We start from the raw sequence: 23,611 nt of genomic DNA, 5'->3' as shown, positions 1-23,611 counted from the left end.
GACGTCGCCGTCCTGGTGCCGGCGGCCGCGCGGGGTCACAGCGCGGTGCCGGTCTCCTCGGCCAGCGCCCTCAGCAGGCGGTCCTGGAACGCCTCGTCGTGGACCGCGCGGTGCGGCTGCTGACGCTGCCGGTGGTACCAGTAGCCGCCGGTGGTCAGGGCCGCCGGTTCGTCGCTCGTCGCGAGCCATTCCTGTGTCCGGTGGCCGAGCTCCAGGTCGTCCGGCGCGCCCGGCCCGCCCATCCTGGTCGGCACCCAGCCCGGGTCCACCGCGTTGCTCGGCACCCCGGGGCGCAGCCGGGCCACCGCACAGGCGAGGGCCGTGACGAACAGCTTGCTGTCGGCGTACGAGCCCGCGGTGGTGCCCCGCCAGTCGACGCCGGACAAGGACGGACGTCCGCTGAAGTGCGAGCCGCTGCTGAGGTACACGTGCCTGCGCGGGCCGCGCAGGAGCGCCGTGAACAGGTACGGCGCCACGACGTTGACCGGCATGACGGGACGCCCGCTCCACACGCCGGCGTTGTGGATGACCGCGTCCAGCGGCTCGGCGTCGTTCAGTTCGTCGGTGATGCGCCGTACGGCGCAGCGGTCGGTGAGGTCGCCCACCACGACGTGTGCCCCCCGGGCGGCCAAGGTGTCGAGGGCCGCCGCGCGCTCCTCGTTGCGGGCGTGCGCGACCACGTCGTGCCCGGCGGACAGCAGGGCGTCCGCCGCGGCACGTCCGAGGCCGTCCGCCGAGCCGGTCACCAGCACGCGGCTCATGGGCGCGCCGCCTCGTCCATGCGGGTGCGGGGACGTCGGTACTGCTCGTCGGTGCCGGGCTCGTCCCAGCTGCTCTCCTCGCTGCCGGTGTACCGGTGCGCGGGGGCCTTGGCGATGGCCTGTCGGGTGACGAGTTCCATGGTGTCTCTTTCGCGGACGGAGGCTGCGGGACCGCGCGGGGCACGCGGCGTGACCGGGCGCGGGAGGAGCCTGGGCGCCACGGCCCGGTCGTGACCGAGTGCCCCGGCCGACGGGTGCGAAAGCCGGCGCCGCCCGCCCGGGGCGGCCCTCGGCATCGGGCGTGGCGGGGTCGCCGCGGTGGAGGAGGGCGCGGCGTCTCGGCTCCTCGCGCTCGCGGGCCACGTCCCGGGCGAGACGGTCCTCGTCCGGACCGGTCATCTCCCGCGCCCGCCGGTCGAGCACGGGCGGAGCCTGCCGCGGTGACGGGACCGGCGGCGCCGGCACGTCCGACGGCGGACGGGACCACGGAAGCGGCCGTCACCCCTCACGGGCCGGCGCCCGCGTCGCCACGGGCATCCGGTCCGCCGTCATCGGCCCGAGCCGCGGCCCGCGGGATGTGCTGAGCGCCCTGCTGGGCCGTCCCGACCGTGGGCGTGCCCTCGCCACCGCCGGCCCGCCCCCACTGGAGGAGACCACGCGGTGGGCCGGGCGCAGCCGCCGGGGACGGCGGACCGCGACGCGCCTGCCCGGAGACCGTGTCGCGGATCGCGTGTCAGAGGACGATGTCGCGGCCGGGACCGCCCTCGACGGTGTCCTTCCCGGGGCCGCCGCCGATCAGGTCGTCGCCCTCCTCACCGTGCAGGGTGTCGTCGCCGGGGCCGCCGAGGAGCAGGTCGTCGCCGTCCCCGCCGAGGGCGTGGTCGTCGCCGGGGCCGGCGTACACCTTGTCCGCGCCGCCGTACGCCTCGATCATGTCGTCGCCCCGGCCGCCCCCCATCCACTGGTCGCCGTCGTCGCCCATCAGGTGGTCCGCACCGTCGCCGCCGTCCAGGACCGCGCGGCCCATGACCATGTCGTCCCCCGCGTCGCCGCGCACGGTGTGCGCGGTGTGGGCGTGCAGGGTGTCGTCGCCGGGGCCGCCCCGCACCGTGCCCACCGCGGGGTCGCTGGTGACGATCGTGTCGTCGCCGTCGCCGAGGAAGACGTCGATCCGCTCCGGCCGGGCGCTGCCGGTGGGCAGTTCGCAGACGACGAAGGTGTCGTCCCCGGGTTCGAGGTACGCGCAGTGGTCGCCGGGTGCGAGCGGGACCTCGTCGCGGAAGCCGATCTGCCGGATCCCGGCGCCCCGCTCCATGGGGATCACGTGAAGGTCGTTGGTCTGCCCCTCGGCGGCGGTGAAGACGACGGACCCGGTCGCCCAGTCGGCGCCGACGCGGGCCTTCGCCACCCCGGTGGCGGCGGGAGCGGCGGCCGCCGGGCCGGCGGCGAGAACGGTGGCGAGCAGGACCACGGTGGCCGCGGCGGCGGTGGCTCCGTGTCGGTTCATGGGACCTCGTCTCGATGTGACGACCGGTGGGTCGACCTGTTGGGGGAAGGAGTGCCGCGGCGGGGGGCCGGCCGCCGCGGGGAGCCGGCCGTGACGGCACGGTCCGCGTGACCGCTACCGCCCGAGCGGAGCGGCCTGGTCGGGGGCGGGGGGTCAGGACTGATGACGGCTCGGCGTACGGCCGCGCTCCGGTACCCGGACGTCCTCACGGCGGCGCCGTCCCGCTCCACTCGTCGGCCGCCACCACGAGACAGGCCGCCACCAGGACGACGTTCTTGATGATGTACTGGCCCTCCAGCGTGGGGACCGGCACGTCCCCCTGCCACATCTCCCCGGGGAGCAGCAGGAGCGCGGAGAAGACGCCGGCCATGTGGGCGAAGAACCCCAGCAGGGCCACGCGGAGCAGGACCCCCGTGACGAGGCCGAGGCCGATGGCCGTCTCGGCCGCCGCCAGCACCCGTAGCGTCACGTCCGGCGGCAGCAGGCCGAGGGTGAGCTTGGTGGCGGCCCGGACGGCGACCCCCTCGGCGGGGCTGGCCGCGGGGAAGAACTTGAGGACGCCGAACCAGAGGAACACCGCGCCCACGGACACCCGGAGCAGCGCCGGACCGCGCCACTGGATCCTGTCGGCCAGTGACCCGGCCGCCCGGCTGATCCGCCCGTCGTTTCCGGGTTCCGCCGGGGCGGACTCCCGAGGGAGGTGACGGCTTCGCTCGCCGGTTCTCTCCACCGTCGTGCCCACCCTTTCGTACGGTCGTCCGAAGGCCCCGGCCGCTGGACGACCGAAGAAGGGGGAGGCGGTCCGGTGCCGGGTGCCCGGGGAGACGGGCGCGCCGGACACCCGGCACCATCCGGCCCGGCCGGGCCGGATGGTGGCACCGCGTCAGCTCACGTTCACGTCCACGCAGGCGTAGAAGGCGTTGGCGGTGTCGGCGATGTTCCACACGGCCAGCACCTTCTGCTTGCCGGTCAGGCTGCCGAAATTGACCTGGTGGGTGACGGTGGCACCCGGCCGGGCACCGCCGTCGTTGAATTCCGCGATCTTCCGGCCACCCGCGTAGTACTGCCAGGTGGAGGTGGCGTGCTGGGCCGTCAGCCGCCAGTTGAAGCTGGTCGTCCGGCTGACCGGGGTGACCTTCCAGCCCTTGCTGTCGTTGTCGAGTTCGGCGAAGGCGGAGTTCCCTCCGCTGCAGCTCATCAGGCCCTTGGGGCCCTCGACGCTCTGCGGCTCGTACTTGATGGAACCGCAGGAGACCGTGCCGGCGGCGCACTGGGCCTGGCGGCTGGGGGGCGAGGAGATGTAGCCGTGCGCGCTCGCGTTACCGGCCGGCAGGGTCACGGCCAGGAGCGGGGCGATTCCCGCGCCGATGGCGACGGCCAGCATCCTCTTGCTCTTCATGACAACTCCTGTGTGGGGGTCCGCGCCCGCCCACCCGAGGACAGGCAGGCATGAGCATGTCAATCAGCGCCACCATGACCGTGGGGCGTTCCACGGTGGCGAGGTAAAGCGTACCCCCCTTGGTCTAGACCAAACCAGGGCTCGTGCACGACCGATGCGACTCGGGGCGGGGTGCCCTCCGTGGCTTCGGTGACCTGTCGGCGGTGGCACGTCGGGGGAAGGCCGGTGGGGAGAGCATCCTGTCCGTGGCCCTCGGGGGCCTGTATCGGTGTCATGGGGTCGTGCCCGGCTCCTGGTTCACCGCGCGCCGGCAGGACCGCATGTGGCTGCGCGAGCAGAGACCCAAGGCCGGGGCCGCCTTCAGCACGACGGTGACCCCGCTCGTCGAACACCTCCACGACACCCGGCTGGGCGACGACCGTGCCGGTGCGAACGAACTCCGGTGCGAACGAACTGACGGACCGGACCAGGAAGCCCGGCCGGCCCTCCACCTCCTGTGTGCCGACGACATCGTCGACGTCGCCGACGCACTCGCCCGCCGGGTCCGGGTCTCCCGGCCCGGCGAGGGCGGAACCGGCCCGCGGGGTTCCGGGCGACGGGACACCGCGGCGCCCTGACCGGTCGACGGCGCGCGGGGTCAGGACGTGCGGGGGGTCACCAGGCCGGATTCGTAGGCGAGGACCACGAGCTGGGCGCGGTCGCGGGCGCGGACCTTGGTCATGGCCCGGTTGATGTGGGTCTTGGCGGTCGACGGGCTGATGACCAGGCGGTCGGCGATCTCGTCGTTGGACAGGCCCTGTGCCGCCAGGGCGACCGCCTCGCGTTCGCGGCCGGTCAACTCCTCCAGCCCGCTGCCGGCGCGGGCGGGCGGTGGCTGGGTGACGTACCGGTCGATGAGCCTGCGGGTGATGGCGGGCGCGAGCAGGGCGTCACCGCGGGCGGCGACGCGTACGGCGTGCAGGAAGTCCTCCGGCAGGATGTCCTTGACCAGGAAGCCGGCGGCACCGGCGCGCAGCGCGTCGAAGACGTATTCGTCCATGCCGTAGTTGGTCAGCATGATGACGTGCACGTCGGTCAGGGCCGGGTCCGCGGCGATGCGCCGGGTCGCTTCGATGCCGTCCATGACGGGCATCTGGACGTCGATGAGAACGACGTCGGGCAGCCACTCCTCGACGAGCACCAGGCCCTCTTGGCCGTCGGCGGCCTCGGCCACCACCTCGATGTCGTCCTCGAGGTCGAGCAGCGCGCGGAAGCCGCTGCGGATGAGCGGCTGGTCATCGACCAGCAGGACCCGGATCACGGGGCTCCGTCCGTGGGGAGTTCGGCCTGGACGGTGAAGCCGCCCTCGCGGCGCGGCCCGGTGCGCAGGCGACCGCCCAGAGCCGTGACGCGTTCGCGCATGCCGAGCAGCCCGAGCCCGGGCGTCGGCGCGGGATGCACGGCGGCCTTTCCGTCGTCGTCGACGCGGATCGCGAGAGCGTCCGGCCGGTAGTCGACGAGCACCGAGGCAGTGGTGGCCGCGGCGTGCCGGGCGACGTTGGTGAGCGACTCCTGAACGATCCGGTAAGCGGTACGGCTCACCGCGGCCGGCACGGCGTGTGGATGTCCTTCTATCGTCATCGTCGTCTCCAGGCCGGTTGTCCGGAACCCTTTCACCAGGTCGGGAATCTGGCCGAGTCCGTGCGGCGGGTCGGTGCCGTCGTCGCGCAGCGCCTCGAGGGTCGCACGCAGCTCGCGGCTCGCCTCCCGGCCGGCTTCCTGGATCGCGAGCAGGGCCTCCGGCACCTGCTCGCCGCGGCGCCGGGCCACGTGGACGGCGACCTCGGACTGCACCTTGATGACCGAGATCTGGTGGGTGAGCGAGTCGTGCAGCTCCCGCGCGATGCGCAGCCGCTCCTCGTCGGCCCGGCGGCGCGCGGTCTCCTCGCGGGTGCGCTCGGCTTCCTCCGCCCGCCGTTCGGCCTGCCGCACCGCCTCCCCGGCGGCGAACGCCGCGATCAGCCAGGCGAGTTCGAGGGTGCTCCGGGCCCGCGCCACGGCCTCGCGCGCGGACCCGTCGTGGAGGACCAGGGCCGTGAGGTGGAGCACGGCCAGCAAGCCCACGGAGACGGCCAGCGTGACGGCACGGTGCCCAGCACGTACCGAGCCGTAGACCGCGACCAGGTAGGAGACGGCGAGCACCTCGAACCCGGACCCCAGGTAGCCCACCGCGCACAGCCCGGTGCCGGCCAGTACCACGAGCGGCGCCCGACGGCGCACGGCCAGCGCCAGCCCGCCGGCCGCCAGCAGCGCGGAGCCGAGCAGCTCGCGGCCCCCGGCCGGGTGTGGCCCGGACAGCCCCGTGCCCAGGAGCAACGCCGCCACGCCCACGGCGACCGCCCAGTCGGTGACCCCGGCCGGGACAGCAAACCGCCCTTTGTCCATGGGTGCACCGTAGCCGGAGACGGTTGGGGGCGAATCCGGCTCGTGGACGAGCAGTCGGCTACCGCGTGTGCGGTACCCGCGCGCCACCTGCCGCATCCGCGGTATCCGGGTGCCGCACCGGCGGCAGCGGGAAGTGCCCGCATCTGCTGGACGACCGGCTGGAGGGCCTGCGCGCATGCTCACAAGGCACATCGAACCTCGAGAGCAACGGCGACGGAGAAGGAGCAGAGCGGCATGAGCGCTTCAGCAGCACTGATGGCGGCCGCCGAGGGCGGGATCATCGGCGACGGGCGGACCGGGGCCAACCTGGCCCTCGGAGCAGGGGCGCTCGGACTGGCCATCGGCTGGTCGTCCCTGGCCCGTGCCGGCCGCCGGATCAGCACCGGCAACGCGCGCACCGGCGGGACGGCGGCCATCACGGCGGGGACGATCGGCACGGTTCTCGCGGTGCTGCACCTGGCCACCGTCAGCGGCGGTCCCGGCACCGGCAACGGACTCGTCGGCGCCATCGTGGCCGTCCCGCTGGGGCTGGGCGCCGTACTCCTCGGCCGCCGGGCGCTGACCCGCTGCCGCCGTGCCGACCGGCCCACCGACCGGATGACCGCCTGACCGCCCCCGGTCACGACGTGCTTGCGGCCACCGCGCACCGGCCCCCGTAGACGGCGAGACCGACGGCCGGCACCACAGCCCCGGCGACCACCACGGCGGTGAGGACCGTCAGGACCACGGCCACGATGACGTGCGTGACCGGCCCGCCGGCGGACCGGCCGGTGCGATGTGTATCCCCATGGCGACGATCATGGCAGGGCACTGGCCGTCACAGGCGAAGGTCGATGCTGCGGACGCGCGGCCGCGTGACTACTGGTTGACCGACCGCATCCCCGCCTCGTCGTACCGCTCCCCCGCCGCCTCCGGCAGCTCCGCGGCGATGCGCGCCAGGTCGTCCTCGGTCAGCTCGACGTCGGCCGCTCCGGCGTTCTGCTCCAGGTAGGTGCGGCGCTTGGTGCCCGGGATCGGCACCAGGTGTTCGCCCTGGGCCAGTACCCAGGCGATGGCCAGCTGGGCGGGGGTCACCTCCTTCTCGGCGGCGATCTCCTTCACCTTGGCCGCCAGGCGCAGGTTCGCCTCCAGATTGGCGTCCTGGAAGCGCGGGTTCTGACGGCGCCAGTCATCGGCGTCCAGCTCGTCCGGCGTGGTGAACCGCCCGGCGAGGAAGCCTCGCCCGAGCGGCGAGTACGGCACGAAGCCGATCCCCAGCTCCCGGCAGGCGGGCAGCACCTCGGCCTCCACGTCCCGTGACCACAGCGAGTACTCGCTCTGCACGGCGGTGACCGGGTGCACGGCGTGGGCCCGCCGGATGGTCTCCGCACTCGCCTCGCTCAGCCCGATGTACCGCACCGTGCCCTCGGCCACCAGCTCGCCCAGCGCGCCGACGGTCTCCTCGATCGGCACCTTCGGGTCGACCCGGTGCTGGTAGTACAGGTCGATGTGGTCGGTGCCCAGGCGCCGCAGGGAGCCGTGGACCGAGCTGCGCACGTGCTCGGCCGAGCCGTCCTGCGGGCCGACGGTGCTGGTGTCGCCGGGCACGGCGTTGTCCATCCGGTAATTGAACTTGGTCGCGATCACGTACTCCTCGCGGTGGCCCCGGATCGCCTCGCCGACCAGTGACTCGTTGGTGAGGGGGCCGTACATCTGGGCCGTGTCGAGGAAGGTGATGCCCAGGTCGAGGGCGCGCCGGATGGTGGCGATGCCCTCGTCCTCGTCGGCGGAGCCGTAGAACGCGGACATGCCCATGCATCCCAGGCCGATGGCCGACACCTCCAGGTCCCTCAGACTGCGCTTCTGCATGACGTGTCCCAGTCCTTCCCTGCGTGTTCGTTCGTCGTCCCGGCGGCGCGGGAGCCACTCGTCCATCTAGCGACAGATGGCGCTGACCGGCATCCCGAGCCGCTGCCGCTGCGCGACCGCGGCCGTACCGGCGCCCAGCCCGTGCCCGTCGCCATCGCCATCGCCATCGCCATCGCCATGACGCTACGGCCTGGAGCGCGCTCCAGCGCAAGCGCTCGGCAGGCGGGGCAGGGGCGCCTCCTCGCGGCCATAGGTGGCCTCCTGCACCGTGATACGGGCGAGGGCGAAACCGGGACGGGCGATACCCGTCTCCCCCAGCCCCGGCGGCTCCGAACCGGGCCGGCCGGCCCGGCGGACCCACCCGCACCTGGTCGTCCCCGACGGAGCAGCAGCCGTGGAAGCAGGTGATCCCGTGGATACGGCGGAACACGACTCGCCCTGCGCCGGCCGCCCGCGCGCGAACGCTCGGCCGGGGTTCCCCGGCCGAGCGCCTGCTCGAACTGCTCGCGACTCGGCCTGCTCACCACGTACTGCGACGCGATCCTTCGAACACGCCGGCCACGTCAGCCGGTACGGCCCGTGCGCCGGATGCCGCCCGCAGCGTCCGGACCGAGCCCGTGTCGCGAAGGGGCGGGGACTCAGTCCGAGACGATGTGGACCGTGACCGAGCCGTAGGCGTGCCCGCGGGGCCGATGGCCACCGCGGTGGGGGACCAACTGGTGGTGCGGACACCGCTGTCCGCCAGGTCGGCCGTGCGCAGCACCTGGTGGTAGTGGGCCGCGGCTCAGGCGACGACGACCTGTCGGCCGTCCGGGGCCAGGGCGACGTCCTGCAGGCTCTCGCAGCCGTCCGGTCCCGGATCGACGCGCTTCGCCCGGGTGTCGGCCTGACCACCGCTCACGTCGTACACCGCCACAGCGGCCGCGTTGCCGTCGGACTCGGCTGCCACGAGAGTGTCCGGAGCCTGCGGTGCGGCGGCCGGACGGGGCGAGCCACGGAACGTGTCGAGGCCCTGGCGCCTCTGCCGCGCCCGCAGGAGACCCGTCACCGGCTGCCCTGTGTCGCGGTGGGCTCAGCCGTCCTGGAGTCGCAGCCGGAAAGCGGGACAGACGTCCGGGTCGTCGTCCGCGTAGAGGGATGTGTGCCCGTCGCCCCGGGCGATCGACAGGGAGTCGAGGGTGTCCCCGTTCAGGAAGCGCTCCGGGGTGGTGAAGGAGAGGGACAGGTGAGCGAACTCGGTGGCTGAGGTGCCGCCCTGCACCACGGACCAGGTGCCGGACCCGTCGAAGGTCTCGCCGAGTTCACTCCGGTACCAGTCACCGGTCGGCCAGTCGTGCGCGGTGACCGTGCCGCTGTCCGGCTCGTTCTCGGACGCCTTCAGGGTGAGCGTCACGCCCTGCGCGTCGCCCTCGCCCCGGTAGGTGCCGGCGAGCTGCCCGGAGGTCGCGCCGACCGCCTGCTCCCCCATGCAACCCTCGACGGCGGTGGACGCCGACGAACAGCCCGGCAGGAAGGTCAGCAGAGCCAGCACGGCGGTCGCCGCCGGCAGTCGTACTCGGGACACCGACTCACTTCTCCTTCGCCGGAATGCGCTCGGTCCAGATGACCTTCTGGTCCACGGACGAGAAGACGCCCTCTTCGCGGTTCGTCTTCTCCAGCCAGTCGTAGTAGCCGATGTAGTGCAGGAACGACTCGTTGCTGGTGTTGTTCCTCAGGGTGTACTCGACCACCAGGGAACCGTCGGGGTCCTGGCCCTTGACCGTGTAGTTCAGGTTGTACGAGCCGGTGAACGCCTCGCCCAGATGATCCTCGTCGCCGGTGACGATCGCCGGCAGGTCCGTGGTGACGAGCTTCTTGAACGCGCCCAGCTTGCCGCTCTCCGAGATCGAGTACGCCACGCTGCCCTGCGGCTGACCGGTGGATCGCCACTGCTCGAGCGTGTCCAGCCGCAGCTGCTCCATGCTCTCGCTGGACCTGATCAGTTCGGTCATCTCGTCGCCGTAGTAGTAGTCGCGGTGCCGGGAACCGTCACCGGTCACCCAGTCCCAGCCCAGCGAGTACGGATCGTCCGAGCTGAGCCCCGGGTAGGGATCCTTGCCCCGAAGGGCGAGGTCCAGCGCGTTGTACGCGTCCTCGCCGATCTTCTTCGTGGAGTCGATGTCGGTGAGCCCCGGTTCCTTGTTGAACCACTGGCCCAGGCCGATGTCGGCCATCAGGCTGAAGGCGAGGTTGCGGTCGGCCGTGACACCCCGCTTGAGGATCTGCGCGATCTCCCTGTCCGCCGCCTCGATGGTCTTCTTCTCCTCGTCGGTCAGCTCGGCCTTGCAGGCGTTGCCGATGATGTCCGGGGACAGCGTCCCGTCCGCGTTGATGTACAGGCCCTTCTCCTCGGCCCGCCGGGTGGCGTCCTTGAGGTCCTTCTGGGCGGACCTCAGATCGCCCACGCCGTCCTCGACGACGCGTCGGGCCGCGTCCGCCACCTTCGCGGCGCTCTCCAGCTGGCGCTCGATGTCGTCGATCATCTTCCAGGCGTACGGGGCCGCCGCCCCTTCCCAGTAGCCCTTGTCGCGCAGCGGCGTGAGCGCTTCGTCGTGCATGCGCTTGCCGAGGCCCTTGATGTCCCGGTGGATGCTCTCCCAGCGGTCCGCCAGGCCCTCCAGCGCCGACAGGTCCACGGCCAGCAGGGAAAGGTAGAAGGTCTCCGCCATCAGTAGCCCTCCAGCGCCGAGCGGACCCGCACCTGGCCGACGGTCTGCTCCACGGCCATGTCCACCCGGGTGTAGGTGCCGTCGCTGAGGCGCAGGCTCTCGGCGATGTGCGCGAGCCATGCCGTGACCGTGCCGGCCTGCCGCTCCCACTGCCGGTGGGCGAGCCGGACCGCCCGCGCCGACTCCAGCCCCTCCAGCGCGCCCACCGCCCTCAGCGCGGGCTCCTCCAGCGATGCGGCCGGCTTGTAGAAGTGGTCGTAGATGTCGTCGATCTGGCCGGCGGCCTTCTTGAGCACACCCGGCGCGATCTTCAGGTCGACCGGCCGTCCGCCGGAGGGCGGCGGCCGGAGGAGGCCAGGGGGGTCCGGGCGCAGCTGCGGCCGATCCAGCGGGTCGGCGGTGCTGTCCGCGGGCGGCGCGGTGTAGTGGCCCTCCCAGCCGGGAAGGACCTTGTGCCGCTCGATCTCGTCCGGAGACAGCGGAAGCTTCGCCCCGTCCGGCTCCGGAAGCCGGTCGTCCCCTGTGGCCTTGCCGTCGCTGCCCGCGGCTTTGCCTTCGCTCATGTGTGATCCCCCGTTCGGTGTCACCCCTCAGATAATCATGATGATGAAGGGGCGATCGCACCGCTCCACCCCTCCGCGGTCGCGCACAGGCCGAAGGACCCGCCGCCGTGAGGACCGCCGTTCGCTGGAGCCCTACGGCCTTCACCATGCTCGCAGGCGAACGTCAGCGGCCACGGTCTGGTGGTGCCCGTTGCCAGCAGGGGATCCGGTGCCGAAGTCCTTCGCCGACCGCCGCCGCCCTGATCGTCGGCGCGCTGACCGCGGTCCTCGCGGTGGGTGTCCTTCCGCGGCGCGACGGGTCCGGACCCGGGTGGGCTGCTGAGCGCCGTTGGCGCCCCTGCTGCCGTGAGGGTCGTTCTTCCGCCCGCTCGGCGGTTTGCGCATCCATGGCGGAGGGGAGCGGAAGCGGTCACTCTCCTCTCCCAAGGCCGTTCCCTCACAAAGGGGGTACGAGGGTGCAGCCCGGTCGGCTGCCGGAGCCGAAGGCGTGGCAGACGGCGTGGGGGCGCCCTCGGACGTGGGCGGGCAGGCCCGCCGCCGTGTCGGTGAGAAGGGGAACAGGCCGACGACGCGCGTCGTCGAACCACTCGGCCGGAACAGGGCTCGACAGGACCTGGTCCCGGCCGGGGGCCGGGGATCCGGCCGCGGGACCCTCACGCCCCGACGCCGCAGGGGCCTCGCCCCTTGCGCGCAGTGGCGTCACCGGGTCGGACGGCGGCGGCCGCTCCCGCCCGCACGGCTCACCGTGACGACGGGGTGGCGGACGCGCGCCGGCAGGGCCTCCCTCACCGGCCCCGGCGGTCTCCGGACCTGCCACCGCCGTCCACGGAAGCGGCGATCGGCAGCCGGTCCGAGGTGTTCGCTTCGAGCAGGACGCCACGCGTCGCGACGCGGCCGGACCGCTCGTTCGGCTACCGTCGATGACGTCGCGACACCCGGGTCCCGGCCGGGCCGCCTCGTCCGGTGGTCCGGCAGCCCCCGAGCCGGACGTACGGGCGGCTGACGGGACCGGGCCGACGGACGGGGGAGAGTTCCGCGCCGTCACGAGGGCATAGAGAAGAGCGGATCGGCAAACACCACAGGACAGCCACGCGGCGGAGGCGGGACCGAGGCGGCGCGGCCACGAGGAGGCCCGGACATGGCAGGCGCGAAGGACACGGGTACCGGCCACGGAAAGCCCCGGAAAGCGCCTCCCCGTCGGGTCGTCGCGGCCCTCGAAGTCATCAGGGCCGGAGCGTACGTGGTCGACGAGCAGGGCCGCATCGTCGACGCCAACACCCGCGCCGAAACCCTGCTCGGCCGCCGGGCCGAGAGCATGGTCGGCCAGGACGCCCACGACCTGCTGCACCGAGGACCTCACGGCGAGCAGATTCCGGCCACGCGCTGCGCCATGCGGCTGGCCTTCCACGCCGGACATCCGGCACAGGGAGAGAGCGACTACTTCGCCCGCGCGGACGGCTCCGTCCTGGCCGTCTCCTGGTTCATCACGCCGTACGCCGTGGACGAGGACGACAGCCACACGCTCGTCATCTTCCATCCGCGTGAGCAGGTGCAGCCGGCCGGGCCGGACGCGCAGCAGGCGGAGCCCATGAGCGAACTCGAGCGCCTGGCCCTGCTGGCCGAGACCACCACCCAGGTGACCTCCACCCTCAACGTCGACGAGACGCTGCGCCGACTGGTGTCCCTGGTCCTGCCCCGGCTCGCGGACTGGGCCGTCATCGACCTGATCACCGAGCACGACGAAGTGTGGCGGACTTCCGTGGTGCATGTCGACGGGGACCGCATCGTGCACCGTGAGGACCTCGAAGGGCCGATGCCCCCCGTGCCCGAGGAATCACCGATGCCCCTCTCCCGCGCCCTGCGGGGTGTCGCCTCCGCCATTGCCGGACCCGGGACGTACCGGCGCGCCCCGGACTCCGGCATCGCCGTCGAGCAGCGTCGCCTGTTCGAGGCCACCGGCATCCACTCCGCCGCCATCGTGCCCCTCCGAGGGACCCGGGACGTCCTGGGAGCCCTCACCCTGGGCCGGGCCGACAAGCCGGGGGAGTTCTCCACCCACGACCTGCCCCTGATCGAGGACATCGCGCGCCGGGCGAGCCTGGCCCTCGACAACGCGCGCCTGTACCAGCGCCAGCGCGCGGTGGCCGAGACGATGCAGAAACACCTGCTGCCCCAGATGCCGCGCGTCCCCGGGTTGCAGATGGCCGTCCGCTATCTGCCCGCCCCCGACGCCTCCCAGGTCGGCGGGGACTGGTACGACGCCTTCACCCTGGCCGACGGCGCCACCGCGCTGGCCATCGGCGACGTCGTCGGCCACGATCTGGAGGCCGCGGCCGGAATGGCCCAGCTGCGCAACATGCTCCGCGCCTACGCCTGGTCGCAGCAGGAGCCCCCCAGCCGCGTCGTGGAGCGCCTCGACGAGGCGATCATGCCCATCACCGACGTCTCCATGGCGACACTCGTCTTCGCCCGCGTCACCAGGACGGACGACGGGGCCTGGCAGCTCTCCTGGACCAACGCGGGTCACCCCCCGCCCCTGCTCGTCACCCGCACCGGCCTCACCGAGTACCTCACCGACGGGCACAGTCTCCTGCTCGGCACGGGCCTGAGCCGGTCCCGTCCCGATGCGAGGATCCTGCTGCCTCCGGGGTGCACCCTTCTCCTCTACACGGACGGGCTCATCGAAGCGCCCGGCCGCACCCTCGACGAGGGTATGGACCGGCTGCGCCAGCACGCCGCGGCCCTCGCCCACCGGCCCCTGCCGTCCTTCGCCGACCAACTGCTGCGCCGAGTCCAACCGCCCGGGCTGGACGACGTGGCCCTCCTGACGCTGCGCACACCGACCCCGGCGGACGCCCGCACCGCGGAGTCCTCCGACGTCGCCGGGAGAATCCCGTGAGACGAGCGCGGCGCTGATGCGTCGCCCACACACCGTCCCGCCTCGGCATCCGCGCCGCCGTTCCGGGAACCCGCCGTCCGTCCTGTCCCGACGAGCGGAAGAGACCATGACGAACACACCAGAGGACCGAAACCACACCGGCTTCTGCAAGGCCTGCGGCACCCCCGCTGCAGACGGGAACCTGTGCGAGCACTGCGGCGCCGTGCTGGAGCTCCCGGACGACGCCGGACTGACGGAGGACCAGGGCGCGGCGGTCCGCCGGGACTTCGAAGACCGCGACGCGTAGCGGACGGCTCGTGGCGGGGTCCGGAGCCCCGCCACGAGCCGTTCCGTACACGTTGAAGAAGGCTTTCGCCCGTGACCGTTCCGCGCGGCGGACGCCCGGGCCCGGCCTCCGCAGCGCCGCAGCCGCCGGCGTGTGACCGGCCGCCGGCCTCGGACGTCACCTGGTGCTTCGGCGATCCCGGTCCGCTCACAGCGCAGCGAAGCGGCGGGGACGGCTGCCCGGCCCTCGCGCGGTCACGACGGGTGAGGGTCCGGCCGTCAGAGACCGCGCCCCGGCCGTCGCTGTGACGACGAGGTTCCCGTCGTCCGTGGCCAGACGCACGTCACCCGGTTCGGCGAGAGCCCTCAGGTGTTGTGGAGTGCGGCGTGGAGCGGGGTTCGGTGCTTGGTGGGGTCGGTGATCCAGCGGGCGGCGAGGAGGCCGGAGGCGGCAGTGAGGGCGGCGGCGGTGATGACGGTGGCGTTCAGGCCGAGGGTGTCGGCGAGGATGCCCGCGAGGAGCGCTCCGGCGGCGTAGCCGATGTCGCGCCAGAACCGGTAGGTGCCCAGGGCGTTGGCGCGCCAGGCGGGGTGTGCGTGGTCGGAGACGGAGGCGATGAGGGCGGGGTAGACCATGGCGGTGCCCAGACCGAGGGCCAGGGCGGAGAGGAGGCCGGCGAGCAGGGGACGGTCCAGCAGAACGAGGGCGAGGGCGAGGCCTGCCGCCTGGACGAGCATGCCGGTGACGATGAGGGGTTTGCGGCCGATGCGGTCGGCGAGGTGGCCGGCGGGGACCTGTCCGATGCCCCACAGGATGGGGTAGACGCCTTTGACGAGGCCGACCGCGGCGAGGCCGAGGCCGTGGTCGGTGAACAGCAGGGGGAAGACGCCCCAGGTGAGACCGTCGTTGAGGTTGTTGACGAGTCCGGCCTGGCTGGCGCCGCGCAGTGAGCGGTTGCGCCAGGAGGTCCGGACGAAGGTGGCGGCCGGAGTGGCCTTCTCTCCGCTGGGCGGGGGCTTCGGGTGCTGGGCCAGTTCGAGGGCTGCGTGGGCGGCGGTGTCCCGGACGGTGAGGGACAGGGCCAGGCCGGCGGCGACGAAGACGACGCCCAGGAGCTCGGGGACGGGGCGCAGGCCGTAGCCGGTGGCGAGGTGGCCGGTGAGCAGTGCGGTGGCGCCGACGGCGGTGTAGCCGGCGGCCTCGTTGAGGCCGGTTGCCAGTCCGCGGCGGGCCGGGCCGACGAGGTCGATCTTCATGTTGACGGTCATCGACCAGGCCAGTCCCTGGTTGAGGCCGAGCAGGACGTTCGCGGCGATGATCCAGCTCCAGGACGGTGCCCAGGCGAGCAGGAAGGGGACGGGGACCCCGAGCAGCCAGCCGGCGAGCAGGAGCTGCCTGCGGCGAAAGCACGCGGTCAGTGCTCCGGCGGCGAGGTTGGTCAGGGCCTTGGTGAGACCGAAGGCGGCGATGAACGAGAAGACCGCCAGGTCGCTGGTCAGGCCGAAGACGTCGGCGCCGATGAGCGGCACGGTGGTGCGTTCCAGGCCCACGAGGCCGCCGACGGCGACGGTGACGACGACGAGGAGGGTGAACTGGAGCCGGTTCTCCCGCAGTCCGAGGCGCACGTCGGGTCTGTCGGGCCGTTGCGTCGTGGAGGTCGTCGTCATACGTGGGCGTCCTTGCGGTATGCGGGCGGCGGGCCTGGCCGGGAACAGGGGCGGCGGGCGGGAAGGAAACGGCGGAGGGGTCAGACGAACGCGTCAGCGAGCATGAAGGCCGCGACCGCGAGCAGTGCGTAGGCGAAGACGCGCTGCAACGTGTTGCCGCTGAGCCGTTGTGCGTAGCGTTTGCCGTCCCAGGCGCCGAGGATCGCGGCGGCGGTGAAGGGTGCGATGACGGCCCAGTCCAGATGTACTCCGGTGCCGGCCCGGGCGCCGAGCGCGGCGATCGAGTTGACGGTGATGACCAGCAGGCTGGTGCCGATGGCCCGGCGCATGGGGAGGTTGAGCACGCGTGCCAGGGCCGGCACGGCGAGGAAACCGCCGCCCACGCCCAGCAGTCCGGTCACGGCGCCGAGGCCGGCGCCGGCGGCGCCGGCCTCGACGGGGCGCACCTCGCCCGCGGCCGGGGCGGGCGGGGGACGCAGCATGCGCAGCGCGGCGAATCCCGCGACGCCGGCGAAGGCGACGGTCAGTCCTGCCTGGGGCAGGTGGCCGGCGGCCGCTCCGGCGAGCATGGCGGGGACGATGCCCGCCGCCGCGAACAGCAGCCCGGTCCGCCAGTTCACGTTGCCGTCCCGGGCGTGCCCGGTGAGTGCGGTGAGGGACGTCAGGGTGACGATGATCAGACTGGCGGTGATCGCATCCGTCGGTGGCATGCCGATCAGATAGGTCAGGGCGGGGACCGCCAGGACGCTGCCGCCACCGCCGAGGCCGCCGAGCGCCAGGCCGACGGCGGCTCCGGCCACGAGCGCGAGGATCAGGGCGGTCATGCCACCGAGCCCTCGTTGCCGCTTCCGTCGACGACCGGGCACCCGGCGGCGGCCCACTGCCGCATACCGCCCTTGACGTCCACGGCGTCCACGCCGCGCGCACCGAGCAACTCGACGGCCTTCTGCGAGCGGTTCCCGCTGCGGCATATCACCACCGACGGCCGCCCCTGGGCGGCCCGCGGCAGTGCAGCCCCCATGACCAGGCCGGACAGCGGTGCGTGCACCGCGCCGGGCGCCCGCCCGGCGTCCCACTCGTCCCGCTCGCGCACGTCCAGCAGGACGGCCGGGGCGTGGGCGCCCTGGGTGCGCCGACGGGCCTCCTCGACGGTGACGCGTTTCTTGTCTCGGGAGAACAGGGACATCACAGGACCTCTCGCATGCAGTCGTACAGGAAGTTCGTGCAGGAACCGGGGCGGTCACCGGTTGTTCGGGACCGCGTGCGGCATCGGCCGGCCGCCTGCTCAGCCGGTGACGACGGGCAGGCCGGCAGCGGTGGCGGAGTCGAAGCCGTCGTCGACGGCGACCACGTCGCGGCCGGCGGCGTCGAGGAGGGAGGCGGCGATCGCGGCGCGCATGCCGCCCGCGCAGTGCACCCACACGGTGCCTGCCGGGACCTCGCCGAGCCGCTGGTGCAGCTGGTGGACCGGGATGTGCACAGACCCCTCGATGTGTCCGGCGGCTCGTTCGGAGTCGCGGCGCACGTCCAGCACGACGACGTCGCCCGTTCCCCGCTCGGCCAGGCCGGCGAAGGTGGAGCGGGGGAAGGACGCCAAGGGGGCGCCCTCGCCGGCCCACTCCCGCGCGGTGCCGACGGCCGCGGCCGCGGGCCGGTCGATGCCGACACGGACCAGCTCGCGCTGGGCGGCGGCCAGCTGTTCGGGGGATTCGGCGAGCAGGGTCACCGGCTTGCCCCACGGGATCATCCAGGCCAGGTAGGTGGCGATCTTGCCGTCCGCCTCGAAGTTGAAGCTCCCGGCGACGTGGCCCTCGGCGAACGCGACCCGGTTGCGCAGGTCCACGACCCATTCACCGGCAGCCAGCCGGGCGGCGATCTCACCGGCGTCCGCGACGGCCGGGGGCGTCAGGTCCACCGGGGCGGGGCCCGTGGCGTTGGTCGGGCCCATGTGCGCGTAGTAGGCGGGAGCGTCATCCAGCCCGGCCAGGATCCCGGCGACGAAGGAATCGACGTCGGTGGTGAGTGCCGTGTTCGCGGACTTCTCCCGGCCGATGGTGGTGTGGTCGCCCTCGGCCTGCGCGGAGGAGCAGAAGCTTCCGAAGCCGTGGGTCGGCAGGACGGCCGTCGTGTCCGGCAGCTCGGCCGCCAGCCGGTGCGCGGAAGCGTGCTGGGCGCGGGCCAGCTCCTCGGTCAGCCGGGGCTCCACCAGGTCCGGGCGGCCCACCGTGCCGATCAACAGCGAACCGCCGGTGAACGCGGCGACGGTGGTGCCCTGTTCTTCCAGAACGTACGCGGTGTGGTGCGGAGTGTGCCCCGGGGTGGCGACGGCCCGCAGCACGAGACCGGCGTCGACCGTCACGGTGTCGCCGTCGGACACCGGCACCCGGGCGAAGGACACGTGCGCCCCGGCCGGCACGAGGTAGGCGGCTCCCGTGATCCGGGCCAGCTCCAGGCCGCCGGTCACGTAGTCGTTGTGGATGTGCGTCTCCACGACATGGGTGATGCGCACCCCACGCCGGACCGCCGCCGCCAGGACCTGGTCGAAGTCCCGCGGCGGGTCCACGGCCACGGCCGTCTTCGCGCCGCCGGCCAGGTAGTGACGGTTGCCGAGGCCCTCGAGTTCGATGGTGTCGATGAAGAACACGAAGCTGCTCCTTTCCTCAAAATACCCCCCCGGGTATCCACTTGAACCAAGTATACCCCGGGGGGTATTTCCGGGCGTGCTGGTGGGTGAGGCGACTCTCCCCGGGCACGGGGCCAGGGGTTCCGCTCAGTTCTCGGGCGTTGTCCGGCGCCGCCTCGCCGGGTCCGCACTTCGGCCGAACGGGGCGCCGACGGGACTGGAGGAGGACCTCACGGCGATCGCCGGTAGCGGGGTTTCTGCGGCGATCCTCATCGGAGGACCGTCGGCCAGGGCGAGTGCGGGGTGCTCACGACCGGTTCCGGAGAGAGGCGACGACGGTGCGGACATCGGTGCGCGGCCCGCGGTTGTAGGGCAGCCTGGAAAGCATCATGCCCATCGCGCAGGTGTTGCTGAGCGCGGCGAAGGTCAGTCCTGCGCCGATCGCGGTGCCGATCAGGTGCACGCCGGGGACGAAGAACCCCACGACACCGGTGACCAGCACGATCGAACCGGCGACGAGACGGACCTGACGCTCCAGTTCCCAGCGCTGCGGGCCGCGGTCGACCGGGGCGCCGGAAGCCTCCCAGGCCATCATGCCGCCGTCCAGGACCCGCAGGCCGGGCAGCCCCGCCCCGGCGAGCGCCTCCTCGGCCTGCGTCGCGCGGGCACCGGAGCGACAGACGAGCACCACGTCCTCGTCGAGGTGCCGGCGCAGCTCCGTGCGGTGCTCGCGCAAGACGTCCAGGGGCACGTTGCAGGCGCCGGGGATGTGGCCGGTCCGGAACTCGCCGGGCGTACGCACGTCGAGCAGACGGGGACCATCGCCGGTCTTGATCAGGTGCTGAAGGGCGGCGGGCGTGAAGGCGGACGCACGGGAAGCATCGGTGGTCATGAGAACTACTCCATGGAGAGGGAACGAAAACAGGGACGGGAAGCGGAGAGCCGGCACGCCCGCACGAAGACCGCCAGGACACGTGGAGGTCGCGTGCGGGACGCCGACAGCCGAGAGGAGGGGAAGGTGCCGGGTCAGGCAGCGGCGGGCGCGTTCAGCAGGGCCCAGGCGGCCCAGCCGCCGAGTACGTCGGAGACGTCCTCGAAGCCCTGGTGGCGCAGCAGGCTGGCGGCGATCGAAGAGCGGTGTCCTCCCGCGCAGTGCAGGACCAGCGGCTTGTCGCGCGGGATCTCGTCGAGACGGCGCGGCAGTTCACCCAGGGCGATGTGCAGGGCGCCCTCGATGAACCCGTTCTCGCCACGCTCGCCGCAGTTGCGGACGTCAAGGACGACCGGCGGGTTCTCACCGTCCAGTCGGGCGCGCAGCTGAGCGGCGGTCAGGCGGCCGGCCGGGGCGACCTCGCGGGCCATCGCCTCCAGCGCCTCGTCGGGCGCCGTCAGGTACCCGGCGACCCGGTCGAAGCCGATCCGGGCGAGACGGGTGACGATCTCCTCCTCACGCCCCTCCGGCGCCACGACCAGCAGCTCCGCGCCGGGCGGCAGCACGGTGCCGGCCTGCTCCGCGAACCGGCCGTCCGCCGGCACGTTGACCGCACCGCGCGGGTGACCGGCGGCGAACTCCTGCGGGTCACGCGCGTCGACCACCACCGCACCCCCCGCACGCCGGGCCAGGAAGTCCTCCACGCCCAGCGCCCGCGGCGCGCTCGCCGGGTCGAACAGCTCCCGCTCCCGGCGGTTGAGGTCCGCGTCGTAGGCGAAGTACCCCGGAGCCGCCGACTGCCCGGCGGTCACGATCGCGACGAAGTCCCGCTCGCTCATCGGCGCACACGCGTAGTTCGTCGCGCGCTGCTCGCCGATCGTCGACTGCCGCTCGGTGGACAGGTTCTTGCCACAGGAGGACCCGGCACCGTGGGCGGGGAAGACACGCACCTCGTCGGGCAGACCCATCAACTTGTTCTGCACGCTGTCGTACAGCATCGCGCCCAGCTCATCGGCGCTCGCCCCGACCGAGGCCAGCAGGTCCGGACGGCCGACATCTCCGATGAACAGCGCGTCACCGGTCAGCACGCCGTACGGGACGGCGTCCTCGGCGCGTTCGTACACCAGCACGCTGATCGACTCCGGCGTGTGGCCCGGGGTCTCCATGATCTTCAGCGTCACGTCGCCGAGGCTGATGGTGTCGCCCTCGGCCAGCTCGCGGATCGCGTACTCGGTCTCGGCCCGGAGCCCGTAGCCGATCCACGCGCCGGTGCGGGCGGCCATCTCCAGGTGACCGGCCACGAAGTCCGCGTGGAAGTGCGTGTTGATGACACCCACCACGGTGAAGCCGCGGGCCTCGGCGTCGTCCAGGTACTCCGAAACGTCCCGGCGCGGGTCCACGACCACGGCCCGGCCGGTGGTCTCGTCGGCGATCATGTACGACGCCTGGGACAGGCACTCGAGGTAGTACTGCGAGAAGAACACGGAAACCTCCAGAACAGGACAGAGTCTATACCCCGGGGGGTATTGATCGGGCCAAGAGGTGGCCCTGCACGAGGACGGACGCACGGGACGGGGCCGGGATGCGGCTCTCACCCCGCCGGATCACGACTCGGCGACGACCGCGAACCCCGGACCGCAATGAATACCCCCCGGGGTACCTGCGTTCGACCGTACGAAGCTCCGCCCGCATTGTCAAATACCCCTGGGGGTATCTGCGAGATCGAGGGGACGCCGTCCGGCAAGCGCACGCCGGGGGCGACCGCCGACGGACGCGTTGGAGTCCGGCGGCGTGACACGCGGCGACAGGGCCGCCGAAGCGTGCCCTGCGGGATGGGCCTCGCGCGGCTCGCACCGGCGGGCCCCCGGACCCTCCGAGGGGAGGATCCCTCCTCGGTGCCGCGCCGCAGACCTCGTGCGGCGCAAGCCGCCGGCCGGGCCGACCGGAGCCGGGATTAATACCCCTACGGGTATTGTTGTCGGGGGGGAAGGAGGGTTACGTGCAAGTAGACGAAGAATCGATGCAACCCGTCCTGAACCGTCTGCGGCGGGCTCAGGGGCAGCTGGCCGCCGTGATCACGATGATCGAGGCGGGCCGCGACTGCAAGGACGTCGTGACACAGCTGGCCGCCGTCTCCCGCGCCCTGGACCGGGCCGGATTCAAGATCGTCGCCAGTGGAATGCGGCAGTGCCTCGCGGGAGACTCCGACTCCCCGCCCATGTCACAGGAGGAGCTGGAGAAACTCTTCCTCGCCCTGGCGTGACCGTCAGCGGACCACGCGACGCGGCCGTCAGCTCTCAGCACCCTGCCGCGCACGACTGCTCCCATGACCGTCGTTGCGCCGACAAGACCAGGAACGGACACGGCAAGGTACCGGCCGGCTGGGACGGAAGCGGGTGGACCCGGTGCCGCCGGGTCCGTCACATTCACCGCTCCTTGCCATCGACGTCCCGCACCGGTGGAGTCTCCGCACGGGGCTGACACGGCAGGCGTGCCCTGCGCGGTGCCCCTCACCAGGCTCCTGTTTCGACGTCCGCGCGGCACGCCCGCTGCGGAGTGCCCCAGGACGGGCTCCCGTGTCGTCACGGAGGGGAAACGGATGCCTGACCCTGGAGGGAAAGGCCGGACGGCCGCGAGAGTAGATCCGAACCGAACGTCCAGGGCCTCGTCCACGTGTCGCCAGACGGTGGCCCGGGACATCCCGGAACCCGCTCCGAACCGCGAGAACGTCTCGTTCCCGCGTAGCTGGACCAGCGTGAACGACTCCTGACCGAAGCAACCGGGCTGGCGCCGGCGTGCGCTGCGGGCCCGACGGTGTTCGTGCAGTGGCCGGGCACCGTGCTCGACGAGTTCGTGCGGGACGTCGAGCGTGGCAGGACACGGAACCGAAGGGGCCCCTCCGGTCGCCGGTGCGTCGAGTGGGACCACCACGCCGACGACGGGGGTCCCTGCCTCGTCACCACCCCCGCCGACCAGCCCGTTCCCCCCCTCCAGCACAGGAGGAAAGAGGTTCACTCGGAGGGCGTCGGGCGCTCGGAGTCGCACGTGACCCCGCCCGGGCACGCCGCCGCGTCGAGGTCCCAGCCCGCGCGCCGGCCTCCCGCACGGAAGGCGCTCTCGAAGAACTCCAGGACGGTCTCCCGCGGCGCGGGGGCGCCGCGGACGTCGTCGTAGCGCAGCACGGCCAGGTGGCCGCCCCGTAGGGGGACCCAGGACGCTCGGGGCGGACTGAGTCCCTCCTCCGTCAGGCCCTCCGGCTCCGGCGCGGTGTAGGAGTAGAAGGCGGGCTCGGGAAAAGCCGGATCGCCGAACCAGAATCCGGAGCTGATGACCTCCCGCGAGTACGCCTCGCGGGTGACCTCGTCGGCCGACGGGGGCAGCGCCGTCCTCTTGTCCGAGAAACGGGTCACGGCGATGTCGAAGGTGTGCCAGAAGTGGTGCACCGGGCTGGTCTTGCCCGACCACTGCGCCGCGTACTGCTCCAGGACCAGATTGACCTGGGACAGGACCACCCAGTAGGTGTGCGCCTGCTCGGTGTCGTACGTGGCGTGCTCGGTGTCCTGCTCGAACGGCCGGTCCGCGTCCGGGAGATCGTACGGATACGGGTGCGCGATCTCGCACGGCACTCCCATCCGGCGCAGCGAGTCCACCAGACGCCGATGGAACGCACTGACGCTCAGCCCCTGGAGCGGGAAGGTCAGGCACTCACCGCCGGAATGCGCGATCCTCAGCGAGTGGTCGACGAAGTCGAAGTCCACGCAGAAGAACTCCCCTTCGTCGGTGAGCCCCATGGGGCGCGTCGTGATCCCGCGGCCGGTGAGGTGAAAGGGCACGTTCCACCAGTGGTTGCGGCGCTGCGAGAAGGCGAGCCGCACCTTCCCCACGATCTGGGCGAACCGGTGGATCGTCTCCCTGGTCGGGGTCCACGACGCGTAGGGCAGGGCCGGAAAGAGTTCCACGATCGACCGACCTTCCTGTGTTCGGACGTGCGGGTACCGCGGCACTCGCCCGGGCGG

Annotated in this window: 24 protein-coding genes and 1 pseudogene; 5 read left to right on the top strand and 20 right to left on the bottom strand. The window is 72.7% G+C overall.

Annotated features, from left to right (window positions below):
- Positions 1–35 precede the first annotated feature (35 nt).
- The 5 genes from ACZ4V6_RS30890 to ACZ4V6_RS30870 form a co-directional block, all read right to left on the bottom strand.
- A complete protein-coding gene (locus tag ACZ4V6_RS30890; protein ID WP_467833802.1) occupies positions 36–761 on the bottom strand; it encodes an SDR family NAD(P)-dependent oxidoreductase in 726 nt (241 codons plus the stop codon).
- Entirely contained in the window at positions 758–901 is a 144-nt protein-coding gene (locus tag ACZ4V6_RS30885; protein ID WP_467833801.1) for a hypothetical protein, read from the bottom strand. Before ACZ4V6_RS30885 ends, ACZ4V6_RS30890 begins: the two co-directional genes overlap by 4 nt.
- Positions 902–1,494: 593 nt before the next feature.
- Complete coding sequence (locus tag ACZ4V6_RS30880) at positions 1,495–2,268, bottom strand: calcium-binding protein (RefSeq protein ID WP_467833799.1); 774 nt, start codon at positions 2,266–2,268, stop codon at positions 1,495–1,497.
- Between the two features lie 205 nt (positions 2,269–2,473).
- The gene (locus ACZ4V6_RS30875; RefSeq protein WP_467833797.1) at positions 2,474–2,998 is read right to left on the bottom strand and encodes a DoxX family protein; all 525 of its coding nucleotides are present in this window, start codon (positions 2,996–2,998) and stop codon (positions 2,474–2,476) included.
- 153 nt (positions 2,999–3,151) lie between these two features.
- Positions 3,152–3,667, bottom strand: coding sequence for a lytic polysaccharide monooxygenase auxiliary activity family 9 protein (locus ACZ4V6_RS30870; protein WP_467833796.1), 516 nt, complete (start codon positions 3,665–3,667; stop codon positions 3,152–3,154).
- A 281-nt stretch (positions 3,668–3,948) separates the two neighbouring features.
- Between ACZ4V6_RS30870 and ACZ4V6_RS30865 the strand changes: the two genes are divergently transcribed.
- Entirely contained in the window at positions 3,949–4,284 is a 336-nt protein-coding gene (locus tag ACZ4V6_RS30865) for a hypothetical protein (RefSeq protein WP_467833794.1), read from the top strand.
- 20 nt (positions 4,285–4,304) lie between these two features.
- Here the strand turns inward: ACZ4V6_RS30865 and ACZ4V6_RS30860 are convergent, their stop codons facing one another.
- Complete coding sequence (locus ACZ4V6_RS30860) at positions 4,305–4,967, bottom strand: response regulator (protein WP_467833792.1); 663 nt, start codon at positions 4,965–4,967, stop codon at positions 4,305–4,307.
- Positions 4,964–6,091 carry a sensor histidine kinase gene (locus ACZ4V6_RS30855; RefSeq protein WP_467833790.1) on the bottom strand — a complete coding sequence of 376 codons (1,128 nt, stop codon included), beginning with the start codon at positions 6,089–6,091 and terminating at the stop codon, positions 4,964–4,966. Before ACZ4V6_RS30855 ends, ACZ4V6_RS30860 begins: the two co-directional genes overlap by 4 nt.
- A 234-nt stretch (positions 6,092–6,325) precedes the next feature.
- On the opposite strand from ACZ4V6_RS30855, the gene ACZ4V6_RS30850 reads away from it, so the two are divergent.
- Positions 6,326–6,700: a DUF6223 family protein gene (locus tag ACZ4V6_RS30850; protein WP_467833788.1), complete on the top strand. Its 375-nt coding sequence runs from the start codon at positions 6,326–6,328 to the stop codon at positions 6,698–6,700.
- 249 nt (positions 6,701–6,949) lie between these two features.
- Here ACZ4V6_RS30850 and ACZ4V6_RS30845 read toward each other — a convergent pair whose 3' ends face one another.
- The 5 genes from ACZ4V6_RS30845 to ACZ4V6_RS30825 form a co-directional block, all read right to left on the bottom strand.
- Positions 6,950–7,939, bottom strand: a complete 990-nt coding sequence (locus ACZ4V6_RS30845) for an aldo/keto reductase (protein WP_467833787.1) — start codon at positions 7,937–7,939, stop codon at positions 6,950–6,952.
- A 784-nt stretch (positions 7,940–8,723) separates the two neighbouring features.
- The gene (locus tag ACZ4V6_RS30840; protein ID WP_467833785.1) at positions 8,724–8,888 is read right to left on the bottom strand and encodes a hypothetical protein; all 165 of its coding nucleotides are present in this window, start codon (positions 8,886–8,888) and stop codon (positions 8,724–8,726) included.
- 123 nt (positions 8,889–9,011) lie between these two features.
- Entirely contained in the window at positions 9,012–9,503 is a 492-nt protein-coding gene (locus ACZ4V6_RS30835; RefSeq protein WP_467833783.1) for a hypothetical protein, read from the bottom strand.
- A gap of 4 nt (positions 9,504–9,507) precedes the next feature.
- Positions 9,508–10,647 carry a hypothetical protein gene (locus ACZ4V6_RS30830; RefSeq protein ID WP_467833781.1) on the bottom strand — a complete coding sequence of 380 codons (1,140 nt, stop codon included), beginning with the start codon at positions 10,645–10,647 and terminating at the stop codon, positions 9,508–9,510.
- Entirely contained in the window at positions 10,647–11,210 is a 564-nt protein-coding gene (locus tag ACZ4V6_RS30825) for a hypothetical protein (protein ID WP_467833780.1), read from the bottom strand. The genes ACZ4V6_RS30830 and ACZ4V6_RS30825 overlap by 1 nt, the downstream gene beginning before the upstream one ends.
- A 1,138-nt stretch (positions 11,211–12,348) precedes the next feature.
- Here ACZ4V6_RS30825 and ACZ4V6_RS30820 point away from each other — a divergent pair.
- Together ACZ4V6_RS30820 and ACZ4V6_RS30815 are read left to right on the top strand one after the other, a co-directional pair.
- Entirely contained in the window at positions 12,349–14,109 is a 1,761-nt protein-coding gene (locus ACZ4V6_RS30820) for a SpoIIE family protein phosphatase (RefSeq protein ID WP_467833779.1), read from the top strand.
- Between the two features lie 106 nt (positions 14,110–14,215).
- Positions 14,216–14,395, top strand: a complete 180-nt coding sequence (locus ACZ4V6_RS30815) for a hypothetical protein (RefSeq protein ID WP_467833777.1) — start codon at positions 14,216–14,218, stop codon at positions 14,393–14,395.
- 344 nt (positions 14,396–14,739) lie between these two features.
- Here ACZ4V6_RS30815 and ACZ4V6_RS30810 read toward each other — a convergent pair whose 3' ends face one another.
- From ACZ4V6_RS30810 to ACZ4V6_RS30785, 6 genes are all read right to left on the bottom strand, one after another.
- Positions 14,740–16,041 carry an MFS transporter gene (locus tag ACZ4V6_RS30810; protein WP_467833775.1) on the bottom strand — a complete coding sequence of 434 codons (1,302 nt, stop codon included), beginning with the start codon at positions 16,039–16,041 and terminating at the stop codon, positions 14,740–14,742.
- 80 nt (positions 16,042–16,121) lie between these two features.
- The gene (locus ACZ4V6_RS30805) at positions 16,122–16,865 is read right to left on the bottom strand and encodes a sulfite exporter TauE/SafE family protein (RefSeq protein WP_467833774.1); all 744 of its coding nucleotides are present in this window, start codon (positions 16,863–16,865) and stop codon (positions 16,122–16,124) included.
- Positions 16,862–17,227, bottom strand: coding sequence for a rhodanese-like domain-containing protein (locus ACZ4V6_RS30800; protein ID WP_467833772.1), 366 nt, complete (start codon positions 17,225–17,227; stop codon positions 16,862–16,864). The genes ACZ4V6_RS30805 and ACZ4V6_RS30800 overlap by 4 nt, the downstream gene beginning before the upstream one ends.
- A 99-nt stretch (positions 17,228–17,326) precedes the next feature.
- On the bottom strand, positions 17,327–18,685 hold the full coding sequence (locus tag ACZ4V6_RS30795) for a rhodanese-like domain-containing protein (protein WP_467833770.1): 1,359 nt from the start codon (positions 18,683–18,685) through the stop codon (positions 17,327–17,329).
- A gap of 286 nt (positions 18,686–18,971) precedes the next feature.
- A complete protein-coding gene (locus tag ACZ4V6_RS30790; protein WP_467833769.1) occupies positions 18,972–19,556 on the bottom strand; it encodes a rhodanese-like domain-containing protein in 585 nt (194 codons plus the stop codon).
- A 134-nt stretch (positions 19,557–19,690) separates the two neighbouring features.
- On the bottom strand, positions 19,691–21,079 hold the full coding sequence (locus ACZ4V6_RS30785) for an MBL fold metallo-hydrolase (protein ID WP_467833767.1): 1,389 nt from the start codon (positions 21,077–21,079) through the stop codon (positions 19,691–19,693).
- A 536-nt stretch (positions 21,080–21,615) separates the two neighbouring features.
- On the opposite strand from ACZ4V6_RS30785, the gene ACZ4V6_RS30780 reads away from it, so the two are divergent.
- Positions 21,616–21,858 carry a metal-sensitive transcriptional regulator gene (locus ACZ4V6_RS30780; RefSeq protein WP_467833834.1) on the top strand — a complete coding sequence of 81 codons (243 nt, stop codon included), beginning with the start codon at positions 21,616–21,618 and terminating at the stop codon, positions 21,856–21,858.
- Positions 21,859–22,238: 380 nt separating this feature from the next.
- Here the strand turns inward: ACZ4V6_RS30780 and ACZ4V6_RS30775 are convergent.
- Positions 22,239–22,526, bottom strand: a pseudogene (locus ACZ4V6_RS30775) (helix-turn-helix domain-containing protein); the annotation flags it as partial.
- 80 nt (positions 22,527–22,606) lie between these two features.
- A complete protein-coding gene (locus ACZ4V6_RS30770) occupies positions 22,607–23,554 on the bottom strand; it encodes a DUF5996 family protein (protein WP_467833765.1) in 948 nt (315 codons plus the stop codon).
- Between the last annotated feature and the right edge of the window lie 57 nt (positions 23,555–23,611).

The sequence above is a fragment of the Streptomyces sp. NPDC029152 genome (genome assembly GCF_055564355.1).
Note: the sequence above shows the minus strand (reverse complement) of the source record. Positions and strands in the feature narration are given on the sequence as shown.